The sequence below is a fragment of the Leeuwenhoekiella nanhaiensis genome (genome assembly GCF_002744755.1).
GTDB classification, from domain to species: domain Bacteria; phylum Bacteroidota; class Bacteroidia; order Flavobacteriales; family Flavobacteriaceae; genus Leeuwenhoekiella; species Leeuwenhoekiella nanhaiensis.
In genome coordinates this window covers 397,647-422,745 of the sequence record NZ_KZ319289.1, presented here as the reverse complement: position 1 = coordinate 422,745, position 25,099 = coordinate 397,647, and the positions used below count along the sequence as shown (strand labels likewise).

The window sequence follows — 25,099 nt, the reverse complement described above, 5'->3', positions numbered from 1 at the left end:
TCGATTTTTGATTGATTATTTATTCCATTTTTCGACCGAAGAAACCATTTTTTCGGTAAGCTTTTCCATTCGCTTTTTAAGGCTGTCTAACTCCGAGGTCTTTCCGGAAATCGCAACAGAAATTGCCTTTGAACCGGCTTTATCTGTCGCGTGCTTTCTATTTTTAAACTCCAGTGAAATCTTAATTTCCTGATCAGGATCGTTAGCCTCAAACGAAGACAACATCAAATCCCAATCTAAATTGCGTAATTCTTTTATATCGTCGGTTGAAATGCTCATTCCGGTAGTTTGTGGTGCTGGATGATCTTCCTCTGTAGCGTCAGTATAGTTAACTTCCTTAAGCGTAACTTTTTCTTCCTGAGCAAAAACCGATAGTGAGATAAAAAGCAGGCTAATAGTAATAAGCGTTTTCATAATTTTTGTTTTTAAGTTCAGATCAAAATTGATCAATCAGCTGCAGTAAAACCATTAACCAGTGTTAACGTGTGTTAACCGAAAAGACCGCACAAAAATATTCGGCCTATTTTTGAACTATGCAAAACAAGAAATACACCTACCTGATTTACTTTATTGCCGCAGTGATTGCTGCGACTTTGGCGATACAGGTGTATTGGAATTTTAAGAATTATCAGGCAGGTAAGCAGCAGTTGATTAATGAAGTACAGGCAAGTCTGGATAATGCCGTCAATGATTACTATACTATTCTTGCTAAAAAGAATACGGTAGGAATCAATTTTGAAAATGATTCTTCTGCGAACCCCTTCGAAAATCCCAAAATCGACAGCCTCATACGAAGTATTGATAAAAGCAGTAAAGGCTTTAAAGGTTTAGATTCGATAAAAAATGGTCAAATCGACAACATTACCGTTCTAAAAGCATCTAAAAATGACAGCTTTTTTAGAGAAAAAAAGACTCAAAATCTTATCCTCAACAAAAAATATAGAGATAGCGGGATTCAAATTAAAAACCTGACCAGACACCAAAGTCTTAAACTTCAGACTGATTCTGTACCGAATTGGAAAATATTTGCCTCACAGATCATTGTTTCAATTAAAGAAGATACTATTGAAACAACCAAGATGGATAGTCTAATAAGACAGGAATTGTCGCGAAAGAATCTCGATATTGATTACGGTATTTTATTTATAGCTAAAGACAGCACCGTTCAAAAAGTAAATCCTGAGATTGTTCAGCCAAAAAGCCTAAAAACATCATCAGCCTCAAAGCTATTGCCAGACAACAGCAGTCTTGACATTTATTTCACAAACATTTCGAGAGTCATTCTCAAACGCAACCTTTTGGGCATTTTGCTTTCTGCATTATTGGTCGCTTCGGTCATTGCCTGCCTGTTGTTTTTACTCAACATCATCAAACGCCAGAAGCAACTCGCCGAAGTTAAAAACGACCTCATCAGCAACATTACCCACGAGTTTAAAACACCCATCGCCACCATCAGTGTCGCTCTGGAGGGCATTAAAAATTTCAATACCGAAAACGATCCGGTGAAGACCGGCAATTACGTCAATACGTCGGCAAACCAGCTAAACAAACTCTCGATGATGGTCGAAAAATTGTTGGAAACCGCCACGCTTGACGGCGATGATCTTTCGCTGAACATCGAAGCCATCAGCCTAAACGAACTCTTACAAAACCTCATCAATAAACATCAAACGCTCGCTCCCCAAAAAAGCTTTAGGTTTCAGTATCCGGAAAACGACATCATTCTGAATGCCGATCTTTTTCACCTGGAAAACGCACTCAACAACCTTCTGGATAACGCGGTGAAATATGGGGGCGAAATCATTTCGGTAGCTTTAAAATCCAGCGCTCAGGGAGTTTTGATCGAGGTAGCAGATTCGGGCAATACGCTGGGTAAAACCGAAGCCAAACAGCTTTTTGAAAAATTCTATCGCGTTCCCAAAGGCAATACCCACGACGTAAAAGGCTTCGGCATCGGGCTCTATTACACCAAAAAAATTATTGAAAAACACGGCGGCAGCATAAACGTTGTGACTGCGCCGCAAACCACTTTTAAAATCGAACTTCCCCATGGCTGAAAAAACTTACATCCTGCTTGCTGAAGATGAAGCCGCTCTGGGCCTGATCGTTAAAGAAAGCCTGGAAACCCGGGATTTCAGGGTTGACCTTGCCGAAGACGGGGAAAAGGCATTAAAACTGGCTACCCAAAACGACTACGATGCCCTGGTGCTCGATGTGATGATGCCCAAAAAAGATGGTTTTACCCTGGCTAAGGAAGTCCGTTTGCAAGACGATAGCATTCCCATCATTTTTCTCACGGCAAAATCGCAAACCGCAGACGTGGTTGAAGGCTTCAGCATAGGCGGAAACGATTACCTCAAAAAGCCTTTCAGCATGGAAGAGCTTATCGTGCGCATTCACAATTTGGTGAGCCGCAAAAAGCTTCAGAAGAATACCGAATTGCTTGAGATAGGTGGCTATCTTTTCAACTTCCCCAAACAAACCTTGCAGTATCGGGATGATGAACTCGTTTTGCTCACCCACCGCGAAGCACATTTACTGTTTCACCTCATCAAAAATAAAAATCAGGTGCTTGACCGCAGCCTGATTCTCAACAAACTGTGGAATTCAGATGATTTTTTTGCCGCCCGCAGTATGGATGTGTTTATCTCCAAACTGCGTAAAAAACTGGCTCAGGATGAAAGCATCCAAATCATCAACGTACGCGGTTACGGGTATAAATTGACTTGCTAGAAGCAGCACCAAAACAACGGTATGGCTGTTTAATCTTCAGAGTTACTTTTTAGAGGGCACTTAGCACCTTTTTTGTATTTTTCCGAAATGCGGCTACTGGTCTTTTTACTACTCATGCTTCCCGGCTTATCCTTTGCTCAGGATACCACAGCTGTTACAGCAAATGTCCTAGATACGCTAACACCGCTTAAAGCAGATCAGTTTATAGGTGTTGATTCCTATAACAACCTCTATTACCTCAAAGGACGGGCACTTTTTAAAGCCGGAAAAGACCAAAGCATTCAGTTTAGCGATTTGAGACTGGGAGAAATTAGCACGGTAGATATTTTAAATCCATTAAAAATTACCGCTTTTTATGCTGAAACCCAGACCGCTGTTATTCTTGATAACACCCTCAATGAGATTACCCGCGTTACCTTTAGCGAACTCGAAAACTTCAGAAACGTAAGCCACGCCCGCACCGCAAGGGATGGTCAGCTTTGGATTTTCAATACCGACTTGCAACGCCTGGAACTTTTTGATTACCGCAACAACCGGATCCTGAGTGATTTTCTTCCGCAACCCGATAATGCGCTTGATCTGGCCAGCGATTTTAATACCTGCTGGGTACTTACAGAAACGACTTTGTATCAATATAATGCCTACGGCAGTTTGATCTCCAAACAGGCAATAGCAGATTTTGACAGCATCGCGCTTTACGATGAACAACTGTTCGGACTTCAAAACGGGAAACTTTTCGCGAAAGCTAAAACTCAAAACAGCCTATTACCCGTAAAAAACATCCCTGAAGCCGGTTTTCAGTTTTATTACAAGGGCGGAATCCTCTATCTTTACCGTTCTGCTTTTATAAGCTACTATAACCTTAATCTACCTAAATAAAATACTCATGCACGTAGCCATTGCCGGGAATATAGGCGCAGGAAAAACAACCCTTACCAGACTTCTTGCCAAGCATTACAACTGGCAGCCGCAGTTTGAAGATGTAGTAGACAATCCTTACCTCGATGACTTTTACAACGCAATGGAGCGCTGGTCTTTTAACCTGCAGGTGTACTTTTTAAACAGCCGTTTCAGACAGCTTTTGGAGATTAAAGACAGCGGCAAAGACGTGATTCAGGATCGTACGATCTATGAAGACGCCTATATTTTTGCTCCTAACCTTCACGCGATGGGCTTGCTTACCAACCGGGATTTTAATAACTACCGCTCCCTTTTTGAACTGATGGAAAGTGTGGTTGCAGGGCCTGATTTGCTGATCTACCTGCGCAGCAGCATCCCTAATCTGGTAGCCCAGATTCACAAACGCGGTCGCGAGTATGAAAATTCGATTTCTATTGACTATCTAAGCCGACTCAACGAGCGTTATGAAGCCTGGATTCACGATTACAATAAGGGAAATCTACTAATCATTGATGTCGATAACGTAAACTTTGTAGACAATCCCGAAGATTTGGGAAATATCATCAATAAGATTGATGCCGAGATTAACGGACTTTTTTAACCAAAACGGCATCGCTTTGAACTATTTCCGGGTTTTTATAGTACTGATAGGCTTTATTACAGGCTGCCAGAGTGAAAAACCTACAACCAAAACCATTACCCAGCCGCAAATACCTATATTAGGAGCCGACCTTTCTTACGTCAATGAGATTGAAGACTGTGGCGCCTATTTTACTGCAGAAGGAGATACGATTGATCCCTACTCCTATTTTGCTGAGCGGGGAGCGAATGTGATTCGGTTACGCTTGTGGCACGCTCCCGTGCACTCGCCCTATTCTAACTTTAAAGATGTCAAGAAATCAATCACACGGGCGCACGAGGCTGGAGTCGCTGTGTTGCTTGACTTTCACTATTCCGATTTTTGGGCAGACCCGCATAAACAGGTGCGACCCAAAGCCTGGGCAGGTATTACCGATGATCGTATTTTGGCAGATAGTATTTACAACTACACTTTTGAAACTCTGGCCAGTCTTGCTGAAGAAAACCTGTTACCGCAATGGGTTCAGGTAGGTAATGAGACCAATATTGAAATCCTTCAGCCCTTAGACACCATCATTACTGATACCATTAACTGGTCTCGCAACGCGATGCTGCTTAACAGCGGTTTGAAAGCCGTAAGCGATGCAGAAAAGGCTTTTTCAAGCGAAATCAAAAGCGTGTTACACATCGCTCAGCCTGAAAATGCGTTGAGTTGGTTTCGCAAAGCGGAAGAAAACAGGGTGACTGATTTTGATATAATCGGTCTTTCGTATTACTCCAAATGGTCCACGTATCCTATTGAAAAGTTGTCGATTGCAATTGATTCTTTAAAGACCCGGTTTAAAAAAGAGGTAGTGATTGTAGAAACCGCCTATCCGTATAGTCTTGATAATGCCGATGCAGCCGGAAATATTCTGGGAGAAGATGCTTTGATTGAAGGCTATCCCGCAACTCATGAAGGTCAAAAAAACTATATGTTGCAGCTTACCCAAAATGTTCTAAATGCCGGCGGCCTTGGAGTTATTTATTGGGAGCCTGCCTGGGTAACTTCATCGTGTTCCACACCCTGGGGCACCGGTTCGCACTGGGATAACGCTACCTTTTTTGACGCTTCAAAAAGCAACACTGCATTGCCGGTTTTTGAGTTTTTTGACGAAGAAAACTATTCCATCCCTACTGAATAAGGCCAATCTCCCTTGCGTGTTCTTCAGCAGTCTGGCTGTCTTTAACCAGCAAAGCCGGAGTAAGTTCAAATTTTTCCAGAAGTCCGCGTACGCGAAAAACCCGTTTTTCGTGATTCACACTACGCAGGTAAATGGCCTTGATCCGATCGGGGTATTCCTCGGCAATCTCAATGTAAATATCAGCATCGTGCTCGCCGCTATCTCCTATGAGCACAAATTGCATATCCGGATAGGTTTTTAAAATATTGCGTATTTCGTGCTGCTTGTGTGGCTTTTCAGGTTTGGGTGTTCGGTCAAATGGCGTTCTAAAATCACGAAGTAGAATTGCTCCCTTTGGAAAGTCATTCTGCTTAATAAAAGCTTCCAGGTATTTGTATAAATTCCACGGACTGTTACTTACATAAAACATAGGGTTTGCCGCATCCCCTGATTTCCCCTGATGTAGTTTCGTATAAAAATGAGATGCCCCTTTAAAAGGCGAACGCTTTTGTACTCCGGTAAAAAGCGTATTTAAAATGACACGCCATTTCAAAAGCGACGTCACCCCGGTTTTTAAAATGGTATCGTCAATATCGCTGATCACACCATATTCTGCTTTTTCAGAAGGAATAAGCATCTGTCCTGAAAAGCGGTTGTTGTTTTTGATAAAGCGTTTTTGATTTTCATCATCATAGGCGAGTTCCACCTGCAACCAACCCTGATCATTGGTAAGTGCACGCAGGCCTTCAGCCTTTTGATCTACTTTAAAATAGCCTTCGGCATCGGTTTGGGTATATACAACCTGATCGTCAGGCAGGCGAATTTTTAGTTTTGCGTGAGGCAGTTCGTCACTGCGAAACTGATGCCAGGCATTATTAAAAACACTGGCTATTCCTGTTTTTTCAAGGTCAACTCCTTCGTCTTCAAGGGCACGACCTAAAAGATATAAATGTTCATCGGTACCATAACTCTGGTAACCGTGAATTTGCAGGGGGTCTTTCGCCCGTAATCTCAGGCGTTGTAATACATCTTTAAGCATGCTATAAGTTAGTCACTTCTTACACAAACCACGAAAGATTAATCCTTTTTTAACTTACGAAAACCCTGGAGCTTATCGATCAAAAAGAAAAAATCCCGGACGTACATCCGGGATTCTGCAGTATTATAAATTTATAGACCAAAACATCACTTAGTTCTGAGCTTCTTTAATTTGATCAAGTTTAGCCTTTACCTCGTCTTCAGTACCGGTAAGGATTTCTTTAGAAACTTGCGTTTCACCGTTGATGATGGTTGTTTTTACTACTTCGGCTTTTGCCATCGCATCATCTCCCACTTCCATTTTCACTTGAAGCTTTATTTCCTCTTTTGAATTCGCCATCATATCTTCACTGTGTCCGCCTAAAATAGGTGCAATTACAAGACCTACCAGACAGGTTAACTTGATTAAGATGTTCATTGATGGTCCTGAAGTATCTTTAAACGGGTCACCTACTGTATCACCGGTAACGGCAGCTTTGTGTGCGTCACTCCCTTTATAGGTCATTTTACCGTTGATTTCTACTCCGGCTTCAAAAGACTTCTTGGCATTATCCCAGGCACCGCCGGCATTGTTTTGAAAAATCGCCCACATTACCCCGGAAACACAAACACCTGCCATATACCCTCCAAGAGGCTCCGCACCAAAAATCAATCCCATAAGAATAGGCGTGATGATGGTTATCAAACCGGGCAGAATCATTTCGCGCAGCGCAGCCTGCGTAGAAATAGCCACACATTTACCGTACTCCGGCTTACCGGTACCTTCCAGGATTCCGGGGATTTCACGGAACTGACGGCGTACTTCCTGCACCATTTGCATCGCAGCTTTACCTACAGATTGCATCGCTAAAGCCGAGAATATAACCGGAATCATTCCCCCTACAAAGAGAGCCGCGAGTACATCGGCTTTAAAAATATTGATCCCATCAATTCCGGTAAAGGTTACGTAGGCAGCGAAAAGTGCCAAAGCTGTAAGAGCCGCAGAAGCAATTGCAAATCCTTTACCTACAGCAGCAGTCGTATTTCCTACCGAATCCAGAATATCGGTACGCTCACGCACATGATCTTCGAGTTCACTCATTTCCGCAACTCCACCTGCGTTATCGGCAATAGGACCAAAAGCATCAATAGCCAACTGCATCGCTGTGGTCGCCATCATCGCTGAAGCTGCAAGGGCAACACCATAGAAACCGGCCAGTTCATATGAACCGTAGATCGCAGCAGCAAAAAGTAAAACGGAAAGGAACGTCGATTTCATCCCAACCGCAAGACCCGCGATGATGTTAGTCGCCGCTCCGGTAGATGAATTTTTTACGATGTCGAGAACGGGACCTTTACCCAGACTGGTGTAATGTGCGGTCACGACCGAAATTAACGCGCCTACAGCAAGACCAATACACGCAGACCAGAACACATTTAGAGACGGAATATCTTTATAGCCTTCACCAAAGAATTGCATAGACATCATTTCAGGTAGCATCCAGTCGATGAGGAAATAACTAGCGATAAGGGTTAGGATAATCGCAACCCAGTTACCTAAATCAAGTGCTTTCTGAACCTGAGGTTCTTTAGCCTCATTATTTTTTATGCTTACGAGGAAAGTCCCAATGATGGAAGCCAAAATTCCAACTCCTGCAATCACTACCGGAAGTAAAATAGGCCCCATATTGTTAAAGGCATCGGTAAACTGCGCGCCCTGAGACATATCCTGTACCAGATAGTTACCCAAAACCATAGCTGCAAGAACGGTTGCAACATAGCTACCAAATAGGTCGGCACCCATCCCGGCAACGTCCCCAACGTTATCTCCAACGTTATCGGCAATAGTAGCCGGGTTACGCGGATCATCTTCAGGAATACCTGCTTCAACCTTACCTACCAGGTCTGCACCCACATCGGCAGCCTTGGTATAAATACCACCACCCACACGGGCGAATAGTGCAATAGACTCTGCTCCCAGAGAGAAACCGGCAAGGGTTTCGAGAACAATGGTCATTTCGTTATAGAAGTTTCCACCTTCGGTAAGAAAGCTTCCCATTAGGAATAAAAATATCAGACTCAAACCCAAAACCGCAAGACCGGCAACACCCAGACCCATAACGGTTCCACCACCAAAACTTACTTTAAGCGCTTGTGGCAAACTGGTTTTTGCAGCTTCTGCAGTACGGGCGTTAGCATCTGTAGCAATACGCATCCCGATGTTTCCCGCAAGTGCAGAGAAAAATGCACCGATGATAAAAGCGGGCACAATCATCCAGCTGGTGGTATCTACCACATACGAGATCCCAAATAACAGGGCTGAAGCGATCACTACAAAGATGAGTAACAAGCGGTATTCTGCAGCCAGAAACGCGAGTGCTCCCTCCTTAATACTTTTTGAAATGCTTTGCATACGTTCATTACCGGCAGCCTGCTTTTTGACCCAGGCCATTTTAATAAACATAAAAACCAGCCCTAAAACGGCCAGCGCGATAGGTACGTAGATGATATTTTGTTCCATAAATAAGTATTTGATTGTTAAAATTGAAGTGCTAATGTAGCAAAAATGCGATAAATATAAACTTAAGCTTAATTCATCGAGAATATATAACAAAAAAAGGCCGCAAATTGCGGCCTTTATAAATTTATAAGGTGTATCTCAATTAATCGATACTTACTTCTTCTTTAGGTACGTCACTGGTACGGTAACGGTCTATACACTGACTGATGATTTCTTTAGCTTCAGATACATCACCAAAACCACCTACGTCTACTTTTTTCTTTTCAAGATCTTTGTAAACCTGGAAGAAATGCTCAATTTCCTTAATAAGATGCGGATTCAGTTCACTCAGATCTGTAGTGCTGCTTGCGATAGGATCACTTACCGGCACACAAATGATTTTCTCATCAGGCCCTTTCTCATCGGTCATATGAAAAACACCAATAGGCTTCACTTCCATCACACAACCCGGAAAAGTAGGTTCGGTTACTAAAACCAAAACATCCAGTGGATCTCCATCTAACGCAAGTGTTTTCGGGATAAAACCATAATCTGCCGGATACATCATCGAAGAGAAAATCATACGGTCGTAACGTATTTTTTTCAGCTTGAAATCGTACTCGTACTTATTACGGCTACCTTTCGGAATCTCAATCAGGACATCAAAAGTGGTAATTTTATCTGCTGTCATTTTATTTCTGGTTTATTTTCTTTTTTGCTTTAAAAGGGGGTGCAAAAATAGATTAAAACTCAGGGTGTCACAAGTAAAACACGGTAAAAGAAAAGCATGAAGCTTTTTATATCGTTTTCGTAAATCAAAACACCTTAAATACTGATTTACAGAATCTTGATTTTTAAAATGAAAATTCTAAAGCTCCGGTCACTCCAAATTTACGAGCCTCGGGCAAATCCAGATAATTGCCTCTAAAGTTGAAATCAATGCGTAAAACCTTAAGAATATTCCCTACTCCAAAACTATACTCGTAATAGGGCTTATCGTCAGGTGCCAGATAGTCAACTCCCGAAGCATTGATAAGGCGGTTTTCATCGGATACCGATCCCCAGGCACCCTTAACGCCCACAATTTCACGAAGATTTAATTTTCTCAAGAAGGGAATACGACCAAAGATTCTTCCGCCGAAATTATGCTCTAAATGCGCAGTAAGATAAGTGTCTGTCACAAACTCATAAAAATTCAACTGAGGAAACGTACCGTAAATAGAAAACAGGTTTTGGTTACCCGGAATCACACTCATAAGTCCTAATGGCACTTCGCCAAAAGTCTTACCGGCTTCAATAAGCGAACTAAAGGTCCCCAGACCGCCCATACGCCAGGGTTGTCTGTACGAAAGTTGAATTTTTTCGTAATCAAAATCGCTTTCAAAAAGCCCTTCGACCCCTTTGGTGTAGCCTACAAAAATGGTAGGAAACCACTCATTACTCGTGGTACGCTCTACCCCGTATCCCGAAGTACGCTTACCCGGTTCAAAAATGGTGCTTACCACCATCTCGGTCTGCTTTACCTGTGATTTGATTTCGCTCTGCGTAAAATCAGTATAATAATCCAGATTGAAGGTAGGCGATGCAGATTCAAGCGTGCGATACGACAAATCATAACGCACTTTCAGGTTCTTTAAAAATTCGGCTTCAATCGCAAAGTTAGCCAACTTAATACTCGTTAGCTGGTCGTTATTCCCCACCGTTACGAGCGAAGACGAGGCCAGGTTTCTGCCCAAAACATCGGTAGAAGTCGTGAGACTTGCGGCAATTTGCTCCACATCCTGGCGGTAACCGCCACTCAAAATGAGTCTTGATTTAGCATCCAGCAATACCTTACCCGAAATACCAAACTTAAATTTCTCATCTTTAAAGCCGTAGGCTCCAAAACCTTCCAGTCGCCAGGGATCATTCTGACCAAAATAGGTGCGGGCGCCCAGGCGCAAACGTAAACCTTCCACATCATTAAAACCAAACACCGAAAAGATAGGGCCTATATCCAGATTTGCACGATCCCACTCATAATAACCGCTTACCAGCATTGCTCCGGCATCGTAGAAGCGCTGAAACTTAGGAACCTTTTTGAGAGAATCGAGCATTACATAAACTCCTTTTTCGTCTTTGCTTAAGGGCTCAAGGCGTTTCTCTTCCCAGAAATCATCGGGCTTGGTATAAACTGATTCATCATATTGAGTGACGCGCTCATCGTAAAAATCTTCTTCGCGCTTTTGATCAAACTTGTAATCGTCAAAAAGCGTGGTACGCTTGCCGTAAACACCACGACTTCCTTCTTTTTTTCGCAAAGCGAAATCAGAAAGAAAGTAATCCCGGGTGATCAAAAAAACCGAATCGTTTAGCACCTCAAATTCCTGCTCAATATAGATCTCCTTAACCCAGTTAATATTGGCACTTTTATTAACCTGCAGGTTGATTTCTTTAATCGCCCAGGTGGTATCATTTACCCAAAAATCTCCCTTAAAGGTGAGTTCAGCCGGTCTTCGCGGATAGTAGATGATGTTGTAACACCATTTGTTTTTGATGAAAGCACTGTCTGCAAGCACATAATTATAGGTATCAATACCGGTTGTAGAAAGCGGACTCACAAAACTTTTATCGAAAAACTTCAGATAATTGTCGTACACATTAAAGTCGTTGTACAACTCCTGAATAAAAGCTATCAAGGTTTGATTGGTATTAAAACCGCTGTTTCGGTTGCCTTCGAGTTCTTCTTTTTCCTTACCCAAAACATTATCCCCATACACCTTACTGCTGCGCTCGTTTATAAAGATGGGCAGGTAGGTTTTTCCGGTAATTCGGGAGGTATCCATCTGGTCAAAGATGAATTCCATTTTATTGAAAATCTTGCTGTTTATTAGCGAACTGTCAATCGTATTAAGGTCAAATTCTACCTTCTCGTACTTATCGTACTCATATTGCTTAAACTGACTGAGTCCGTTAGAGCGTTTGTTTGCCCAGATTTTTCGCAGGATATCAATCGCCGGGTTATTCTTTTTAGATTGTTTTCCGGTATAAATGACTACTTCACTTAGGCTTTCGGTCTCTTCTTTAAGTGTAATTTCGAGATTGTAATTTACCTTCTGTGGCAGATCAATTACGAGAGATTCAAAGCCGACAAAAGAAACCTTCAATTGATTGTAATTGGCATCAGACTGAATGTAAAACCTTCCGTCCTCATTAGTGATTGTACCCTCGGTAGAACCCGCGAAAACCACGTTGGCAAAAGGTATAGGATTTCCTCCCGGGTCAAAAACCAGTCCGCCTGCCTTAGTCTGTGCCAAAAGAAAGAAGGGAGCTGTAAAAAACAGCAGAATAGAAAGAATATACTTCATAAAGACTAAGTAGGCTTTTGGGGTCTTCCTTACTCCGGCAACATATAATTATTCGTTAAGAATTGAGCAGGAATAAAAAAAGCTTCATCTGAATGATCAAATGAAGCTTCAAAGATAGTAGTCTCAGATTACCTGTACATTACTTTTTTAACCGCTTTAACAACATCATTGCTGTTAGGCAACCATTCTTTAAGCAACACCGGTGAATACGGTGCAGGTGTATCTGCAGTATTTATTTTTACGATTGGAGCATCCAGATAATCAAATGCTTTTTCCTGAACCTGATACGTGATCTCGGTAGATACGTTACCAAAAGGCCAAGCCTCTTCCAAAATTACCAAACGGTTTGTTTTCTTAACCGAGTTGAGAACGGCATCAATATCTAATGGTCTTACCGTACGCAAGTCAATAATTTCACATGAGATTCCGTCTTTTTCAAGTTCTTCAGCAGCTGCGTAGGCTTCTTTGATGATTTTACCGAAAGAAACGATAGTCACATCAGTACCTTCACGCTTGATGTCCGCAACGCCTATTGGAATCAGGTACTCACCTTCCGGTACTTCACCCTTGTCGCCATACATCTGCTCACTTTCCATAAAGATAACCGGATCGTCGTCACGTATAGCCGATTTCAATAATCCTTTAGCATCAGCAGGATTAGAAGGTACAATAACTTTAAGACCGGGAGTATTTGCAAACCAGTTTTCAAAAGCCTGAGAGTGCGTAGCACCCAGCTGACCGGCAGAAGCCGTAGGACCTCTAAATACAACAGGACAGTTAAACTGACCCCCTGACATCTGGCGTATCTTTGCAGCGTTATTGATGATCTGATCAATACCTACCAGTGAGAAGTTAAAGGTCATATATTCTACAATAGGGCGGCAACCGTTCATAGCACTACCTATCGCAATTCCGGCAAAACCAAGCTCAGAAATGGGAGTATCTATAACGCGGTCAGGACCAAACTCGTCTAGCATACCCTTTGACGCTTTGTAAGCACCATTGTATTCTGCCACTTCCTCACCCATAAGGTAAACGGCCTCATCACGACGCATTTCTTCACTCATAGCCTCGCAAACGGCTTCCCTAAATTGTATTGTTTTCATAAATAAAAATGGATGTAACGTGTCTTTTTATCAACTGATTTTATTGTAAACGCTCTAAAAAGTGAAATGTAATCCTACTTAAAAACGTCTTATTTTGCACTGCATATTGAGGAAAAACCCCATTTTAAACAGGGAGAGCAAAAATAGGAATTAAATCGTCGGCAAGGAATTGCTTTTAACGAAATTTTGTTATGCGTGCATAGCAAATTTCAGATTTTAATGCTTATTTTCGTAGCGAAAACGAAATAGTTACTTTTTAAAGCAATATATATGAAAATTTTAGTGTGCATCAGTCACGTGCCTGATACAACCTCAAAGATCAATTTTACAGACGATAACACCAAATTTGATACTAACGGAGTTCAATTTGTGATCAATCCTAATGACGAGTTTGGTTTAACCCGTGCTATGTGGTTTAAAGAAAAGCAGGGTGCTACAGTAGATATTGTAAATGTAGGCGGTCCTGAAACCGAACCTACCCTGCGTAAAGCGCTTGCCATTGGTGCTGATACGGCTATACGTATAGATACCGAAGCTCTTGATGGTTTTCAGGTTGCGAAAGAATTAAGCGCGGTAGCTAAAGAAGGTAATTACGACCTGATTATTGCCGGGCGCGAATCTATTGATTACAACGGCGGTATGGTTCCCGGAATGTTAGCCAATCTAATCGATGCCAGCTTTGTAAACACCTGCATCAGCCTTGAAGTAGAAGGCGACACTGCAACCGCGACACGTGAGATAGATGGAGGTAAGGAAACCGTTTCTGCAAAACTGCCTCTGGTTATAGGTGGTCAAAAAGGTCTGGTTGAAGAGAGTGATTTACGCATCCCAAATATGCGCGGAATTATGATGGCTCGTAAGAAGCCACTTACCGTGAAAGAACCTAGCGGAGCTTCAGTAGAAACCGCAGCGGTTTCTTTTGAAAAACCGGCACCTAAAGGGGAAGTAAAACTCATCGATCCTGAAAATCTAGACCAACTTATCGACTTGCTTCACAACGAGGCCAAGGCTATCTAAGTCCATATAGATAATTACCAAAACGTATTTTTTTCGCAGCTGCGAAATCATTAAAAATTAGAAAACATGTCAGTTTTAGTATATACAGAATCAGAAGAAGGAAAATTTAAAAAAACCGCTTACGAAGTAGTGAGCTACGCACGTGGCATCGCAGATATGATGGGCACAACCGTAACCGCTGTAGCTTTTAATGCAGACGAGACGGCATCCCTTGGCACTTATGGTGCAGACAAGGTAATGCATGTGAAAAATGACAAGCTGGGCAAATTTAATGCTAATGCCTATGCTGCTGCGCTTACTCAGGCGGCCAAACAGGAAAGCGCCAAGGTAATCGTCGTAAGCAGCAGTGCTAATGCCAAATACCTCGCTCCTTTATTAGCAATAGACCTGGAAGCAGGTTATGCTTCAAACGTTGTGGCGCTACCGGAAAGCGAATCTCCTTTTAAAGTAAAACGTACAGCCTTTACCAATAAGGCTTTTAATCACACCGAAATCAAAACCGATGTGAAAATTGTAGGCCTTTCTAAAAACAGTTTTGGTCTTAAAGAGTCTCAAAAAGAGGCTTCGGAAGAAGGTTTTGAGCCCGGCCTTGACGACAAGCATTTCAATATTGAAGTAAAATCTGTTGATAAGGCTAAAGACAAGGTTACCATTGCCGATGCAGAAATCGTAGTAAGTGGTGGTCGCGGACTCAAAGGCCCTGAAAACTGGGGAATGATTGAAGAAATGGCTGATATTCTGGGAGCAGCTACCGCTTGCTCTAAGCCGGTATCAGATATGGGCTGGAGACCACATAGCGAGCACGTAGGTCAGACCGGTAAGCCTGTAGCTTCTAACCTGTATATCGCTATTGGTATTTCGGGAGCGATACAGCACCTTGCAGGGATAAACGCATCAAAAACTAAAGTGGTAATCAATACAGATCCTGAAGCTCCCTTTTTTAAAGCGGCAGACTACGGTATTGTAGGAGACGCCTTTGATGTGGTACCCCGTTTAAATGAAAAACTCAAAGAATTTAAGGCAAACAACTCCTAGGTTTACGTACCTAAACTGATAAAGGCTGTTTAAATTGTGATGTTAATCCGGTTTTAAACAGCCTTTTTTATATTTTTACACCCTATGAGTTTAGTGCGCTTAAATATAAAAGGGATATCGTACAGCCAGACGCAAAATGGTGCATACGCCTTAATCCTTAGTGAAGTAGAAGGTGACCGGAAGTTGCCTATAGTCATAGGAGCCTTTGAAGCTCAATCTATTGCCATCGCTTTAGAAAAAGAGATCAAACCGCCGCGACCCCTCACTCACGACCTTTTTAAAAATTTTGCCGATCGATTTGACATTCAGATCAAGCAGGTGATTATTCACAAGCTGGTAGATGGTGTTTTTTACAGCAGTATTATTTGTGAACGGGAAGGCTCTGAAGAAATTATAGATGCCCGCACCAGCGATGCCATCTCACTGGCTCTGCGTTTTAACGCCCCTATTTTCACCTACAAGAACATCCTTGAAAAAGCAGGAATTTACCTAAAAGGTTCTGAATCAGATGCTAAACCTGAAGATGATGTTCTGGTAGATCAACTGGTCGTTGACGATCCTGAAGAGGAAAGCACTGCTAGTGATTATAAAAAACTTTCGCTCAGCGAACTTAATTCGCTTCTGGAGCAGGCGGTTGCAGCTGAAGACTATGAAGCTGCCGCAAAAATCAGAGACGAAATTTCTAAACGCAATTAAATTTGATGCGAAAATTACTCCCGTTACTCATCCTTCTTTTTAGTTCAGTCAGCACATTTGCCCAAAATATTCAGGAAACGCTACCCGTAGCACCTGCCCGGGACATCATACCCAATGCCGGTTTTTCTTTTGACAGTTTGTGGCGTGGGGTTTTAGGGATGATTTGCCTTTTACTCATTGCCTATTTATTAAGTACAAACAAAAAAGCAATTAATTGGAAGACTGTAGGTGTAGGTCTTGGTGCTCAACTTTTATTGGCCATAGGTGTATTGCGCGTACCTTTTGTTCAGAAAGCTTTTGAATTTGTAGGGAAAATATTCGTAAAGATTCTCGATTTTACCGCAGCAGGTAGTGAGTTTCTTTTAGGTGGAATGATGGATGTGGACAGTTATGGCTTCATTTTTATCTTTCAGGTGCTCCCAACAATTATATTCTTTTCCGCCCTCACCTCTGTGCTCTTCTATCTGGGAATTGTACAGATTGTTGTTAAGGGAATGGCCTGGGTACTTACTAAACTTATGAATATCTCAGGTGCCGAAAGTTTATCGGTTGCCGGAAATATCTTTTTAGGCCAGACCGAAGCTCCTTTGATGATCAAAGCCTATTTAGAGCGTATGACGCGTTCTGAAATACTTTTGGTCATGATCGGAGGGATGGCGACTGTGGCTGGTGGAGTTCTCGCGGCTTACATCGGATTTTTAGGAGGTGATGATAATGCCTTACGCCTTGAATTTGCAAGACACTTATTGGCAGCTTCGGTGATGGCAGCACCGGGTGCTATTGTAATTTCAAAACTCTTATATCCGCAGCAGGAGCCTATTGACTCTAGAGTAGAAGTTTCACAGGATAAAATTGGCGCCAATATTCTCGACGCTATCGCCACCGGTACTACCGAAGGTTTAAAACTTGCCGCAAACGTAGGGGCTATGCTTTTGGTTTTTGTAGCATTTATAGCGATGATCAACTACGGCTTTGAAAAAATAGGTGAGGTAACCACGCTTAATGACTTCCTTGCGGCAAACACTCCATATTCCGTATTCTCTTTAGAGTCTGTTTTAGGAACTGTATTTGCACCACTTATGTGGCTAATTGGCGTGGCTTCGGAAGATGTGATGCTGATGGGGCAATTGCTGGGTATCAAACTCGCTGCTAGTGAATTTGTAGGATACATTCAACTTGCTGAGCTTAAAAATCCGCTCAATGAACTGAGCTTTACCTATCAGAAATCAGTAATTATGGCAACTTACATGCTTTGTGGATTTGCCAATTTTGCTTCAATAGGGATACAAATAGGCGGTATAGGTTCTTTGGCCCCCACGCAACGCAAAACCCTTTCTGAGTTTGGTTTAAAAGCCGTAATTGGCGGCACACTGGCATCCTTGCTTTCTGCAACGATAGCCGGGATGATTATAGGCTAAGAAGCCAGAGAGGAAAAGGCTAGTCGAAAGTTCGCGCCCAGTGTTCTGCAGCTTCGTAGCTTGTGAAAAAGGCAAAAGAACCTTTTATATGATCCTGCTCCTTAATAAGTTCTTCACGTCTTTCAGCAGCATCCGGAGAAACAACCGCTAACGCCTTCATTTTAGAAAGATTCAGCGATTTGATAAAACTAGGGTCTAGTGAGGTTTCCAAACCTCTTTCAGAAATAAATACATACTTGTCAGAACCGTAAAAGTTCTCAAGATCGTCAAAAATTTGTTTAGAATATTCGAGCACAACTTCCTTCAAGTCTTCATTGAACTTAAAATGAATAAACTTGGCATAGTATTTAGCCACTCCGAAAGGGTAGTTGATTGTTTTTAACAGCATCGAATAAAATAACAAATTATTGTAAATACTAGTCAGCGAATATACGTTAATAAGTATTTAGTAAAAATTACAGATATGCAGTTATAAAGCGAAGCTAATATTTAATTTTAAAGGCTGAAAATTGAAGAAAAATGAAGCAGTATCACGATTTAGTAAAACACATTTTAGAGGAAGGTATTCAAAAAGGAGATCGTACGGGCACGGGTACGCTGAGCGTTTTTGGTTACCAGATGCGCTTTGATCTGAGCGAGGGTTTCCCGATGGTAACCACTAAAAAACTGCATTTGAAATCGATCATTTACGAGTTGTTGTGGTTTTTAAAAGGGGATACTAATATTGCCTATCTTCAGGAAAATGGCGTACGCATCTGGAATGAATGGGCTGATGAGAACGGCGATTTGGGCCCTGTATACGGTCATCAATGGCGCAACTGGAACAGCGAAGAAATCGACCAGATTACCGAAGTTGTTGAAACGCTGAAGCATAATCCCAATAGCAGACGTATGCTCGTTTCTGCCTGGAACCCCAGCGTAATGCCAGACACCCGGAAGTCTTTTGCAGAAAACGTTGCTTACGGCAAAGCCGCTCTTCCTCCCTGTCACGCTTTTTTTCAATTTTACGTAGCTCCTAGTAATCCTGATGCCGAAGATAAACGACCCAGACTCAGCTGCCAGCTTTATCAACGTAGTGCAGATGTATTTCTGGGAGTACCTTTTAACATCGCGTCTTACGCTTTATTTACTATGATGGTTGCTCAGGTTTGTGATTATGCTCCGGGTGATTTTATACACACCTTTGGTGATGCACACATCTACAACAATCATATTGAGCAGTTAAATTTGCAATTGAGCCGAGAAATACGCAACTTACCGACTATTAAAATAAATCCTGAAGTAAAAGACTTATTCAGTTTTCAGTTTGAGGACTTTACTTTAGAAAATTACGATCCACATCCCCATATCAAGGGCGCTGTGGCTATTTAACCCCAAAATCTTCAAGTCATGAAAAAACTATTCGTTATTGCCCTCCTGATATTTTTCGGCAACACGTATGCCCAAGAAGGGATTACGGTTTCTGGAAATGCGCTCAGCATACGCGAAATTCCTCCTGTTTGGCCGGGCTGTTCCGGTTCTGAAGCAGAAAAGAAAGCCTGCTTTAAAAAGCAACTCGTAAATCACGTGGTGACTAATTTCCGGTTTCCGGAAGGCTATAAAAAAGGAACCGTAAAAGAACCTGTAATTGTTGATTTTGTAATCAACGAAGAAGGAAAACCACAGATTCTTGGAGTAAAAGGAGGCACTAAACCGCTACAGGAAGAAGCCAAGCGTAACATTATGGCAATCCCGCAAATGACTCCGGGGCAGGCAGGCGGTAAACCACGCGCCATAAAGTACTCGATGCCCTTTACGTTTTAACTCGGGCTTAACTTCTTAAAATTCATACCAATACTTTTATGCTGTAACTTTGAGAATAACTCTTAGTTATAATGCATTGGTATGATTGTTAGCACCACTTCTCTTCTCGACTTTTTTCTGGAAACGCGCAACTACAGCGAGACCTTGTGCAAACCTTTAAAAACTGAAGATTATGTGGTACAACCTATTGTAGACGTCTCTCCTCCCAAATGGCATTTGGGTCACACTACCTGGTTTTTTGAAGATTTCATTTTAAAAAAACACAAACCGGGTTATCAGGAATACAATAAACAATATGCTTTTGTTTTTAACAGCTACTACGAAAGTATGGGTGCACGAGTGGTACGCACCGATCGCGGAAATCTTTCGAGACCTACCGTTGACGAAATCTATGCATATCGCAAGTATGTCACTGCAGAATTACGTGAGTTATTAAGCGACTCAGATACCATTAGCAGTGAACTGGAAAAACTTGTTGAAATAGGCATTCATCACGAGAAGCAGCATCAAGAGTTACTACTTACTGACATTAAATACATTTTAGGAAATAATCCCTTGCTTCCGGCTTATGCTGAAAGCTATCAGGAGAACACGGCTGATCAAGAGAATACTCAGTGGATTTCTATCGAAGAAGGTGTTTATGAAATAGGTCATCAGGGAGAAGGATTTTGCTACGATAATGAATTGAGCAGACACAAGGTATATCTGCACGATTTTAAAATTTCGAGTAGTTTGGTTAGCAATGCTGAATATCTCCAATTTATAGAGGCCGGCGGTTATGAGGATGCATTACTTTGGCATAGCGAAGGCTGGGCCTGGGTGAATGAAAATCAAATAAAAGCTCCGCAATACTGGCATCTCGAAGACGGTGAATGGATGAATTACACCCTGGCCGGCTATAAAAAACTGAATCTTGAAACACCGGTGACTCATATCTCTTACTACGAAGCTTTTGCCTACGCCCAATGGCGCGGTTTACGCTTACCTACAGAGTTTGAGTGGGAGGTTGCTCAGGAACATTTCAACTGGGGACAGCGCTGGGAATGGACAGAAAGTGCCTATCTCCCCTATCCGGGTTACGAAAAAGAACCGGGAGCTCTGGGAGAATACAACGGCAAGTTTATGGTAAGTCAAAAAACACTTCGAGGCGGCTCTACAGCCACTTCTCCAAATCATACGCGTGCTACCTACCGCAATTTTTTTCACCCCCATTTACGTTGGCAATTCACAGGGATTCGTCTGGCGGAATAATTTAAGAATATGAAGACGAAAAAATCGAAACAACATTTTGACACCATCTTTCAAAAAGAGATTTACGAAGGCCTGACTGCCTTTCCTAAATACATTTCTTCTAAATGGTTTTACGATAAAACAGGCGACCAGCTCTTTCAGCAAATAATGCATTTGCCCGAATACTATCTTACGGGCTGCGAATATGAAATTCTGGATACCCATACCGCTGAGATTGCTCAGCTGTTTAGTGATGATCAGGGTTTCGATCTGGTAGAATTAGGTGCCGGTGATGGCAAAAAAACCAAGGTGCTGCTTAAACACCTGGTTGAACATAAAATTCCGTTTACCTACAAGCCTATAGATATCAGCCAGAATGCTCTTGACGGATTGGAACACGACTTATTAAACGCATTTCCCGAATTGGATATGGTCACCCAACAGGGAACTTATTTTGAAGTTCTTGAAAATCTTTGCAAGAGGTCAAGTGAAAGAAAGACTGTAATCATGGTTTTGGGTTCTAATATTGGAAACCTCAATCACGAGAATGCGATCAAATTTCTATCAGACATCAGAAAATGTATGAATTCTAAAGATTTACTTTTTATGGGTTTTGACCAAAAAAAGGATCCTTCAGTAATCTTAAATGCCTACAATGATTCCCAAGGCGTCACTGAAGCGTTTAATAAAAATGTTTTGAAACGCATCAATACGAGCCTTGATGCTGATTTTGATCTTGATTGCTTTAAACATTGGCCGACTTACGATCCCGAGACCGGTACTACCAAAAGCTTTTTAGTGAGCACCAAAGACCAAAAAGTAAGCCTCAATAAACTCAATCTGGAAATAAGCTTTTCTGCCTGGGAAAGCATTCATACCGAAATATCCCAAAAATACGACGATCATATTGTAGACTGGCTTGCACAGGAAGCCGGCCTGGAAGTCTCCGTTCAATTTCAGGATTCTCAGGCTTATTTTACAGACTACGTGTTTAAAAAGGTCTGATCAAAAACAAAAAAAGCAATCAAAATCGAGGATTCTGATTGCTTTTCTTCAATTTTTCAGCTTTTGTTTAAAGCGTTAAAAGACTGTTTTCAGCTCCGGCAAAGTCATTAAACTTGTACCCGTCTGCTTCCGGCTCATTAACCCACTCGCCATCTACTGAATAACGAAATTCATAAGTAGCATCTACAGGTATATTGAGCTGGCCCTTAAAAGAACCATTCTTAAGTTTTTTAAGTTCTGTCTTTTCCCAGTCATTAAAGTCTCCGGCAACGGCAACCGCATTTGCATCGGTATCCAATACCGTAAAAGTAACTTTACACTCAGGTTTAGATTTTAAAAATTGTTTCGTAATTGGCATAACAAATTCATTTTAGTTGAGCCAAATTTAAGGCATGAAATGTATAAAACTCAAAATATCAGGCATTTATGCGCATTTTTTCGAAAATCTCAATCAATCCCTCGTTCTTTCCGTGATTTACAATTACGAAATCGTTATTGAAAACCAATTCGTTAAAATATTAACGACTGTAAACCAGTAAATAATGCTAAATTAACTTCAAAAGCTTCTGTAAATCGCTTTCTGTATTAAAATAATGGAAACTTACCCGTATTCCGTCACCGCGCAATGAGCAAATCACATCCTTACTGCGCAGCTTCTCAAACGTCTTTTCATCACCCTTAATATTGAAAAAGGGCCCGTGAATTTTACGTTTAAGCACTTCATCAGCTAAAAGATTCCGCTCTGCAAAGGCTTCAAGAGCCAGTTTCTGTAAATTTTGAATTTGGGCTTCAATCGTATCAAAACCTATTTTTTTTACCAGACCCAACGCCGCCTGAAGACTTCCAAAATTCAGGGTGTCCAGATGTCCCGGTTCCATTCGGCTTATTAAATTGAAGTCTTCAGACTTATACTTGCCTTTATCGGAACCAAAACCCAGATTTTTTGGCTTCAACCGCTCCTCTACGCCAGATTTAAACAGAAAAAAAGCATTCCCGTAGCCGGCATTGAGCCATTTATAGGCACTGGCTCCCAGAATATCAATTCCGCTTTGACTAAAATCAAAGTCTTCAATTCCTACGTATTGGGTGCCGTCTGCAACAATCAGCAGGTCAGGATAGCTTTCTTTGAGCTTCTTTAAAAAATCAAAATCAATGCGTATTCCATTTAGATATTGAATCAGGCTCAGGCAAAGCACATCGGGTTTATGCTTAATTACCGCTTGCTCAATATTATCTTCAAGCCATTCGTCTATTCGCGCATAATTGATATCAAAACCTCGCTGCTCTACCGCCCAGTTAATAGAAGGATAGTCTGCGTCTAGCAATAAAAAACGTGTTTTTGCATCAAAAGCTTCCAGCAAGGCATTAAAGCCAATAGAAAAACTGGGATGCAGTGAGGTGTATTGCGGTGTGTGGTGAAAAAACCGGGCAACGTCTTCGCGCACCTTATCAATAAAAGCCCCCTGCTCATCTTTTAAAATACTGCCTAATACCAGATAATCGAGATCGTGATTCTGCCTGAAATCTAAAACGGTTTCCGAGAGCAATCCCGAGCCCGCGGTATTGAGGTGTACATAGCTGGAAGTGAGGGGAAATTCTTTTTTTAGGTTTTTCATAAGGTAATAGCCTGAGTATTTCTTGTAAATTTAACCTGTTCTAAGAAAGCCAAAGAATTTTAAGCGCTTTACTTTAAAAAATTGCTGTCTGACTGTAAAATCAGAATCTATACCATCACATTTACCCTTTAGTTATGTTTTCAAAAAAGCAGGAAAGTTCAAAGATTGATCCCGAACAACGCGAACTCATTGAATACGCTCAAAAGCGCGTAAAACAGAAAAAGAACCTGTTTAGACACTTTATTGTTTTCCTGGCAGGTGGTGTACTCTTTATTATACTCAATAAATTTTTAGATTTTGGTTCAGCTTTTAGACCCGCTTCTGTAGATTGGTTTGTTTGGGCTGTATTGATCTGGTTTTTCCTGTTTCTCATTCACGCCCTAAATGTGTTTTTGCTTAATACATTTATGAACAAAAAATGGGAAAATGAACAGCTTGATAAACTCGTAGCCAAACAAAAAGCCAGGATTGCTAAACTTCAGACCAAAGTTGAACAAGAACATCCGCTTCCTAAAAGTGGTTCAAGCATACCGTCTTCAACAGACCGACCTTTAAATTCCTGAACATCTATGATTACTTTAATTGCGGCGGCTGCAGAAAATAATGCTTTAGGCAAAGACAATGAGATGATCTGGCATTTGCCTGATGATTTTAAGCGTTTTAAAAAGCTTACTTCCCATCATTATATCATTATGGGCAGAAAAACGCTGGAGTCTTTTCCAACCCCATTACCCAACCGAACCCACATTGTCATCACCAGACAAGAAAATTACGAGCCAAAATTTGAAGGTGTTCTTGTGGCCAAAAATCTTGAAGAAGCGCTTAAACTGGCTGAAGAAGAAGAGCAAATATGGATTATTGGCGGCGGAGAGATTTATAAACTTGCCTTAGAACAGGCTACTCATATTGAACTTACACGAGTACACGGCACTTTTGAAGCAGATGCCTATTTTCCCGAAATTGATCCGGAAACCTGGGAACTGATTTCAAGTCAGTTTCACGATATAGACGAGCGTCACGACTACGCATTTACGTACCTCACTTATGTTAAACGAAAGCCTTAAAAAACACCTTTCGGAATATTTAGACAGCCCGGTTACGCAAACTTCGGTTCTTACCGGAGGTGATATTAATGATGTTTACAAATTAGACACAGCAAGTAAAAGCTACGTTGTTAAAATCAATGATGCCCCAGCCTATCCCAACATGTTTGAGCTCGAAAAGCTGGGTTTGAATGAGCTTGCAAAAACAAAAACCTTTCGCATTCCACAACCCTTGCATACAGGAAATTTTGAAAACAAAAGTTTTCTTATTCTGGAACATATAGAAAGTGCCTCAAAAAACAAATGACTTCGATCGCGTATTTGGAGAAAAGCTTGCTCAATTGCATAAGACTTCGGCCGCCTTTGGTTTTACGGAAGATAACTACATAGGCAGTTTACCGCAGTACAACACTGAAGAGCCCCATGCAGTCTCATTTTACATCAATCAACGCCTTGAACCTCAATTTAAGCTTGCCCGCGAACGTGGTTATACCTTTGAAAATCTAAATGACTTCTATAAAAGCATTGAGAAACTGATTCCTGACGAACCGGCCGCTTTGATACACGGCGATTTGTGGTCCGGTAATTTTATGGTAAGCGAAGCGGGTAAACCCGTACTCATTGATCCCGCTACCTGCTACGCTCCGCGAGAAATGGATTTGGCCCTGATGCGACTTTTCGGAGGCTTTTCAGATACCGTATTTGACCGTTATGAGCAGGTATTTCCACTTGCAGAAGACTGGAAGGAACGGGTTAAGCTTTGGCAACTCTATTACATTCTGGTACATGTAAACCTTTTTGGTGGTCACTATTACGCTTCCGCGAAAGCGATAATTCGCAACTACTCCTAATTCTTAACAAACTTTATCATTAAGCTTAAAGTTTTGGCTT

26 protein-coding genes are annotated in these 25,099 nt (G+C 41.6%); 17 read left to right on the top strand and 9 right to left on the bottom strand.

Features of this window, described 5'->3' with window-relative positions; all coding sequences use genetic code 11:
* Nucleotides 1–15 precede the first annotated feature (15 nt).
* Nucleotides 16–414 carry a hypothetical protein gene (locus tag CJ305_RS08455; protein WP_099645821.1) on the bottom strand — a complete coding sequence of 133 codons (399 nt, stop codon included), beginning with the start codon at nucleotides 412–414 and terminating at the stop codon, nucleotides 16–18.
* Nucleotides 415–533: 119 nt separating this feature from the next.
* On the opposite strand from CJ305_RS08455, the gene CJ305_RS08450 reads away from it, so the two are divergent.
* From CJ305_RS08450 to CJ305_RS08430, 5 genes are all read left to right on the top strand, one after another.
* Nucleotides 534–2,057, top strand: coding sequence for a sensor histidine kinase (locus tag CJ305_RS08450; protein ID WP_099645820.1), 1,524 nt, complete (start codon nucleotides 534–536; stop codon nucleotides 2,055–2,057).
* Nucleotides 2,050–2,733: a response regulator transcription factor gene (locus CJ305_RS08445; RefSeq protein WP_099645819.1), complete on the top strand. Its 684-nt coding sequence runs from the start codon at nucleotides 2,050–2,052 to the stop codon at nucleotides 2,731–2,733. Before CJ305_RS08450 ends, CJ305_RS08445 begins: the two co-directional genes overlap by 8 nt.
* 87 nt (nucleotides 2,734–2,820) lie before the next feature.
* Entirely contained in the window at nucleotides 2,821–3,612 is a 792-nt protein-coding gene (locus CJ305_RS08440; RefSeq protein WP_143469364.1) for a hypothetical protein, read from the top strand.
* A 7-nt stretch (nucleotides 3,613–3,619) separates the two neighbouring features.
* Nucleotides 3,620–4,234 carry a deoxynucleoside kinase gene (locus tag CJ305_RS08435; RefSeq protein ID WP_099645817.1) on the top strand — a complete coding sequence of 205 codons (615 nt, stop codon included), beginning with the start codon at nucleotides 3,620–3,622 and terminating at the stop codon, nucleotides 4,232–4,234.
* A gap of 16 nt (nucleotides 4,235–4,250) precedes the next feature.
* On the top strand, nucleotides 4,251–5,396 hold the full coding sequence (locus tag CJ305_RS08430; RefSeq protein WP_223248836.1) for a glycoside hydrolase family 53 protein: 1,146 nt from the start codon (nucleotides 4,251–4,253) through the stop codon (nucleotides 5,394–5,396).
* Here the strand turns inward: CJ305_RS08430 and CJ305_RS08425 are convergent.
* From CJ305_RS08425 to CJ305_RS08405, 5 genes are all read right to left on the bottom strand, one after another.
* Nucleotides 5,386–6,414 carry an App1 family protein gene (locus CJ305_RS08425; protein WP_099645815.1) on the bottom strand — a complete coding sequence of 343 codons (1,029 nt, stop codon included), beginning with the start codon at nucleotides 6,412–6,414 and terminating at the stop codon, nucleotides 5,386–5,388. The genes CJ305_RS08430 and CJ305_RS08425 overlap by 11 nt on opposite strands.
* A gap of 150 nt (nucleotides 6,415–6,564) precedes the next feature.
* Complete coding sequence (locus CJ305_RS08420; RefSeq protein WP_099645814.1) at nucleotides 6,565–8,913, bottom strand: sodium-translocating pyrophosphatase; 2,349 nt, start codon at nucleotides 8,911–8,913, stop codon at nucleotides 6,565–6,567.
* 142 nt (nucleotides 8,914–9,055) lie between these two features.
* Nucleotides 9,056–9,583 carry an inorganic diphosphatase gene (locus CJ305_RS08415; protein ID WP_099645813.1) on the bottom strand — a complete coding sequence of 176 codons (528 nt, stop codon included), beginning with the start codon at nucleotides 9,581–9,583 and terminating at the stop codon, nucleotides 9,056–9,058.
* A gap of 163 nt (nucleotides 9,584–9,746) precedes the next feature.
* Nucleotides 9,747–12,239: a DUF5686 and carboxypeptidase-like regulatory domain-containing protein gene (locus CJ305_RS08410; RefSeq protein WP_099645812.1), complete on the bottom strand. Its 2,493-nt coding sequence runs from the start codon at nucleotides 12,237–12,239 to the stop codon at nucleotides 9,747–9,749.
* Between the two features lie 128 nt (nucleotides 12,240–12,367).
* The gene (locus CJ305_RS08405) at nucleotides 12,368–13,345 is read right to left on the bottom strand and encodes a pyruvate dehydrogenase complex E1 component subunit beta (protein ID WP_099645811.1); all 978 of its coding nucleotides are present in this window, start codon (nucleotides 13,343–13,345) and stop codon (nucleotides 12,368–12,370) included.
* Nucleotides 13,346–13,615: 270 nt separating this feature from the next.
* Here CJ305_RS08405 and CJ305_RS08400 point away from each other — a divergent pair, with 270 nt between their 5' ends.
* From CJ305_RS08400 to CJ305_RS08385, 4 genes are all read left to right on the top strand, one after another.
* Complete coding sequence (locus CJ305_RS08400; RefSeq protein ID WP_099645810.1) at nucleotides 13,616–14,362, top strand: electron transfer flavoprotein subunit beta/FixA family protein; 747 nt, start codon at nucleotides 13,616–13,618, stop codon at nucleotides 14,360–14,362.
* Nucleotides 14,363–14,428: 66 nt separating this feature from the next.
* Nucleotides 14,429–15,397, top strand: a complete 969-nt coding sequence (locus CJ305_RS08395) for an electron transfer flavoprotein subunit alpha/FixB family protein (RefSeq protein WP_099645809.1) — start codon at nucleotides 14,429–14,431, stop codon at nucleotides 15,395–15,397.
* Nucleotides 15,398–15,481: 84 nt separating this feature from the next.
* Nucleotides 15,482–16,093, top strand: a complete 612-nt coding sequence (locus tag CJ305_RS08390; protein WP_099645808.1) for a bifunctional nuclease family protein — start codon at nucleotides 15,482–15,484, stop codon at nucleotides 16,091–16,093.
* Nucleotides 16,094–16,098: 5 nt separating this feature from the next.
* Nucleotides 16,099–17,511 (top strand): NupC/NupG family nucleoside CNT transporter, encoded by a 1,413-nt coding sequence (locus CJ305_RS08385; RefSeq protein WP_099645807.1) that lies wholly within the window; start codon nucleotides 16,099–16,101, stop codon nucleotides 17,509–17,511.
* Between the two features lie 19 nt (nucleotides 17,512–17,530).
* Here CJ305_RS08385 and CJ305_RS08380 read toward each other — a convergent pair whose 3' ends face one another.
* Nucleotides 17,531–17,899, bottom strand: coding sequence for a hypothetical protein (locus tag CJ305_RS08380; RefSeq protein ID WP_099645806.1), 369 nt, complete (start codon nucleotides 17,897–17,899; stop codon nucleotides 17,531–17,533).
* A 131-nt stretch (nucleotides 17,900–18,030) separates the two neighbouring features.
* Between CJ305_RS08380 and CJ305_RS08375 the strand changes: the two genes are divergently transcribed.
* From CJ305_RS08375 to egtD, 4 genes are all read left to right on the top strand, one after another.
* Nucleotides 18,031–18,882 (top strand): thymidylate synthase, encoded by an 852-nt coding sequence (locus CJ305_RS08375; RefSeq protein ID WP_099645805.1) that lies wholly within the window; start codon nucleotides 18,031–18,033, stop codon nucleotides 18,880–18,882.
* Nucleotides 18,883–18,900: 18 nt separating this feature from the next.
* A complete protein-coding gene (locus CJ305_RS08370) occupies nucleotides 18,901–19,314 on the top strand; it encodes an energy transducer TonB (protein WP_099645804.1) in 414 nt (137 codons plus the stop codon).
* A gap of 84 nt (nucleotides 19,315–19,398) precedes the next feature.
* Nucleotides 19,399–20,565, top strand: coding sequence for an ergothioneine biosynthesis protein EgtB (gene egtB / locus CJ305_RS08365; protein WP_099645904.1), 1,167 nt, complete (start codon nucleotides 19,399–19,401; stop codon nucleotides 20,563–20,565).
* Between the two features lie 9 nt (nucleotides 20,566–20,574).
* Nucleotides 20,575–21,549: an L-histidine N(alpha)-methyltransferase gene (gene egtD / locus CJ305_RS08360; protein WP_099645803.1), complete on the top strand. Its 975-nt coding sequence runs from the start codon at nucleotides 20,575–20,577 to the stop codon at nucleotides 21,547–21,549.
* 67 nt (nucleotides 21,550–21,616) lie between these two features.
* Here the strand turns inward: egtD and CJ305_RS08355 are convergent, their stop codons facing one another.
* Nucleotides 21,617–21,907: an isoamylase early set domain-containing protein gene (locus tag CJ305_RS08355; protein WP_099645802.1), complete on the bottom strand. Its 291-nt coding sequence runs from the start codon at nucleotides 21,905–21,907 to the stop codon at nucleotides 21,617–21,619.
* A gap of 187 nt (nucleotides 21,908–22,094) precedes the next feature.
* The gene (locus tag CJ305_RS08350; protein WP_099645801.1) at nucleotides 22,095–23,165 is read right to left on the bottom strand and encodes an aminotransferase class V-fold PLP-dependent enzyme; all 1,071 of its coding nucleotides are present in this window, start codon (nucleotides 23,163–23,165) and stop codon (nucleotides 22,095–22,097) included.
* A gap of 134 nt (nucleotides 23,166–23,299) precedes the next feature.
* Here CJ305_RS08350 and CJ305_RS19610 point away from each other — a divergent pair, with 134 nt between their 5' ends.
* The 4 genes from CJ305_RS19610 to CJ305_RS08340 are packed head-to-tail and all read left to right on the top strand — an operon-like array spanning nucleotide 23,300 to nucleotide 25,059.
* Entirely contained in the window at nucleotides 23,300–23,728 is a 429-nt protein-coding gene (locus CJ305_RS19610) for a 2TM domain-containing protein (protein ID WP_223248835.1), read from the top strand.
* A 6-nt stretch (nucleotides 23,729–23,734) separates the two neighbouring features.
* Nucleotides 23,735–24,229, top strand: coding sequence for a dihydrofolate reductase (locus tag CJ305_RS19605; RefSeq protein WP_223248834.1), 495 nt, complete (start codon nucleotides 23,735–23,737; stop codon nucleotides 24,227–24,229).
* Complete coding sequence (locus tag CJ305_RS19740) at nucleotides 24,210–24,515, top strand: fructosamine kinase family protein (RefSeq protein ID WP_262490572.1); 306 nt, start codon at nucleotides 24,210–24,212, stop codon at nucleotides 24,513–24,515. Before CJ305_RS19605 ends, CJ305_RS19740 begins: the two co-directional genes overlap by 20 nt.
* Nucleotides 24,496–25,059 (top strand): fructosamine kinase family protein, encoded by a 564-nt coding sequence (locus CJ305_RS08340; RefSeq protein WP_262490571.1) that lies wholly within the window; start codon nucleotides 24,496–24,498, stop codon nucleotides 25,057–25,059. Before CJ305_RS19740 ends, CJ305_RS08340 begins: the two co-directional genes overlap by 20 nt.
* Nucleotides 25,060–25,099: the final 40 nt, after the last annotated feature.

Coding starts and splice junctions, on each gene's coding strand:
- CJ305_RS08370 (WP_099645804.1), top strand. CDS start 18,901: ATGAAAAAACTATTCGTTATTGCCCTCCTGATATTTTTCGGCAACACG.
- CJ305_RS08445 (WP_099645819.1), top strand. CDS start 2,050: ATGGCTGAAAAAACTTACATCCTGCTTGCTGAAGATGAAGCCGCTCTG.
- CJ305_RS19605 (WP_223248834.1), top strand. CDS start 23,735: ATGATTACTTTAATTGCGGCGGCTGCAGAAAATAATGCTTTAGGCAAA.
- CJ305_RS08395 (WP_099645809.1), top strand. CDS start 14,429: ATGTCAGTTTTAGTATATACAGAATCAGAAGAAGGAAAATTTAAAAAA.
- CJ305_RS08375 (WP_099645805.1), top strand. CDS start 18,031: ATGAAGCAGTATCACGATTTAGTAAAACACATTTTAGAGGAAGGTATT.
- CJ305_RS08380 (WP_099645806.1), bottom strand. CDS start 17,899: ATGCTGTTAAAAACAATCAACTACCCTTTCGGAGTGGCTAAATACTAT.
- CJ305_RS19740 (WP_262490572.1), top strand. CDS start 24,210: ATGTTAAACGAAAGCCTTAAAAAACACCTTTCGGAATATTTAGACAGC.
- CJ305_RS08405 (WP_099645811.1), bottom strand. CDS start 13,345: ATGAAAACAATACAATTTAGGGAAGCCGTTTGCGAGGCTATGAGTGAA.
- CJ305_RS08410 (WP_099645812.1), bottom strand. CDS start 12,239: ATGAAGTATATTCTTTCTATTCTGCTGTTTTTTACAGCTCCCTTCTTT.
- CJ305_RS08440 (WP_143469364.1), top strand. CDS start 2,821: ATGCGGCTACTGGTCTTTTTACTACTCATGCTTCCCGGCTTATCCTTT.
- CJ305_RS19610 (WP_223248835.1), top strand. CDS start 23,300: ATGTTTTCAAAAAAGCAGGAAAGTTCAAAGATTGATCCCGAACAACGC.
- CJ305_RS08435 (WP_099645817.1), top strand. CDS start 3,620: ATGCACGTAGCCATTGCCGGGAATATAGGCGCAGGAAAAACAACCCTT.
- CJ305_RS08425 (WP_099645815.1), bottom strand. CDS start 6,414: ATGCTTAAAGATGTATTACAACGCCTGAGATTACGGGCGAAAGACCCC.
- CJ305_RS08400 (WP_099645810.1), top strand. CDS start 13,616: ATGAAAATTTTAGTGTGCATCAGTCACGTGCCTGATACAACCTCAAAG.
- CJ305_RS08390 (WP_099645808.1), top strand. CDS start 15,482: ATGAGTTTAGTGCGCTTAAATATAAAAGGGATATCGTACAGCCAGACG.
- CJ305_RS08385 (WP_099645807.1), top strand. CDS start 16,099: ATGCGAAAATTACTCCCGTTACTCATCCTTCTTTTTAGTTCAGTCAGC.
- CJ305_RS08415 (WP_099645813.1), bottom strand. CDS start 9,583: ATGACAGCAGATAAAATTACCACTTTTGATGTCCTGATTGAGATTCCG.
- CJ305_RS08450 (WP_099645820.1), top strand. CDS start 534: ATGCAAAACAAGAAATACACCTACCTGATTTACTTTATTGCCGCAGTG.
- CJ305_RS08420 (WP_099645814.1), bottom strand. CDS start 8,913: ATGGAACAAAATATCATCTACGTACCTATCGCGCTGGCCGTTTTAGGG.
- CJ305_RS08355 (WP_099645802.1), bottom strand. CDS start 21,907: ATGCCAATTACGAAACAATTTTTAAAATCTAAACCTGAGTGTAAAGTT.
- CJ305_RS08350 (WP_099645801.1), bottom strand. CDS start 23,165: ATGAAAAACCTAAAAAAAGAATTTCCCCTCACTTCCAGCTATGTACAC.
- CJ305_RS08455 (WP_099645821.1), bottom strand. CDS start 414: ATGAAAACGCTTATTACTATTAGCCTGCTTTTTATCTCACTATCGGTT.
- egtD (WP_099645803.1), top strand. CDS start 20,575: ATGAAGACGAAAAAATCGAAACAACATTTTGACACCATCTTTCAAAAA.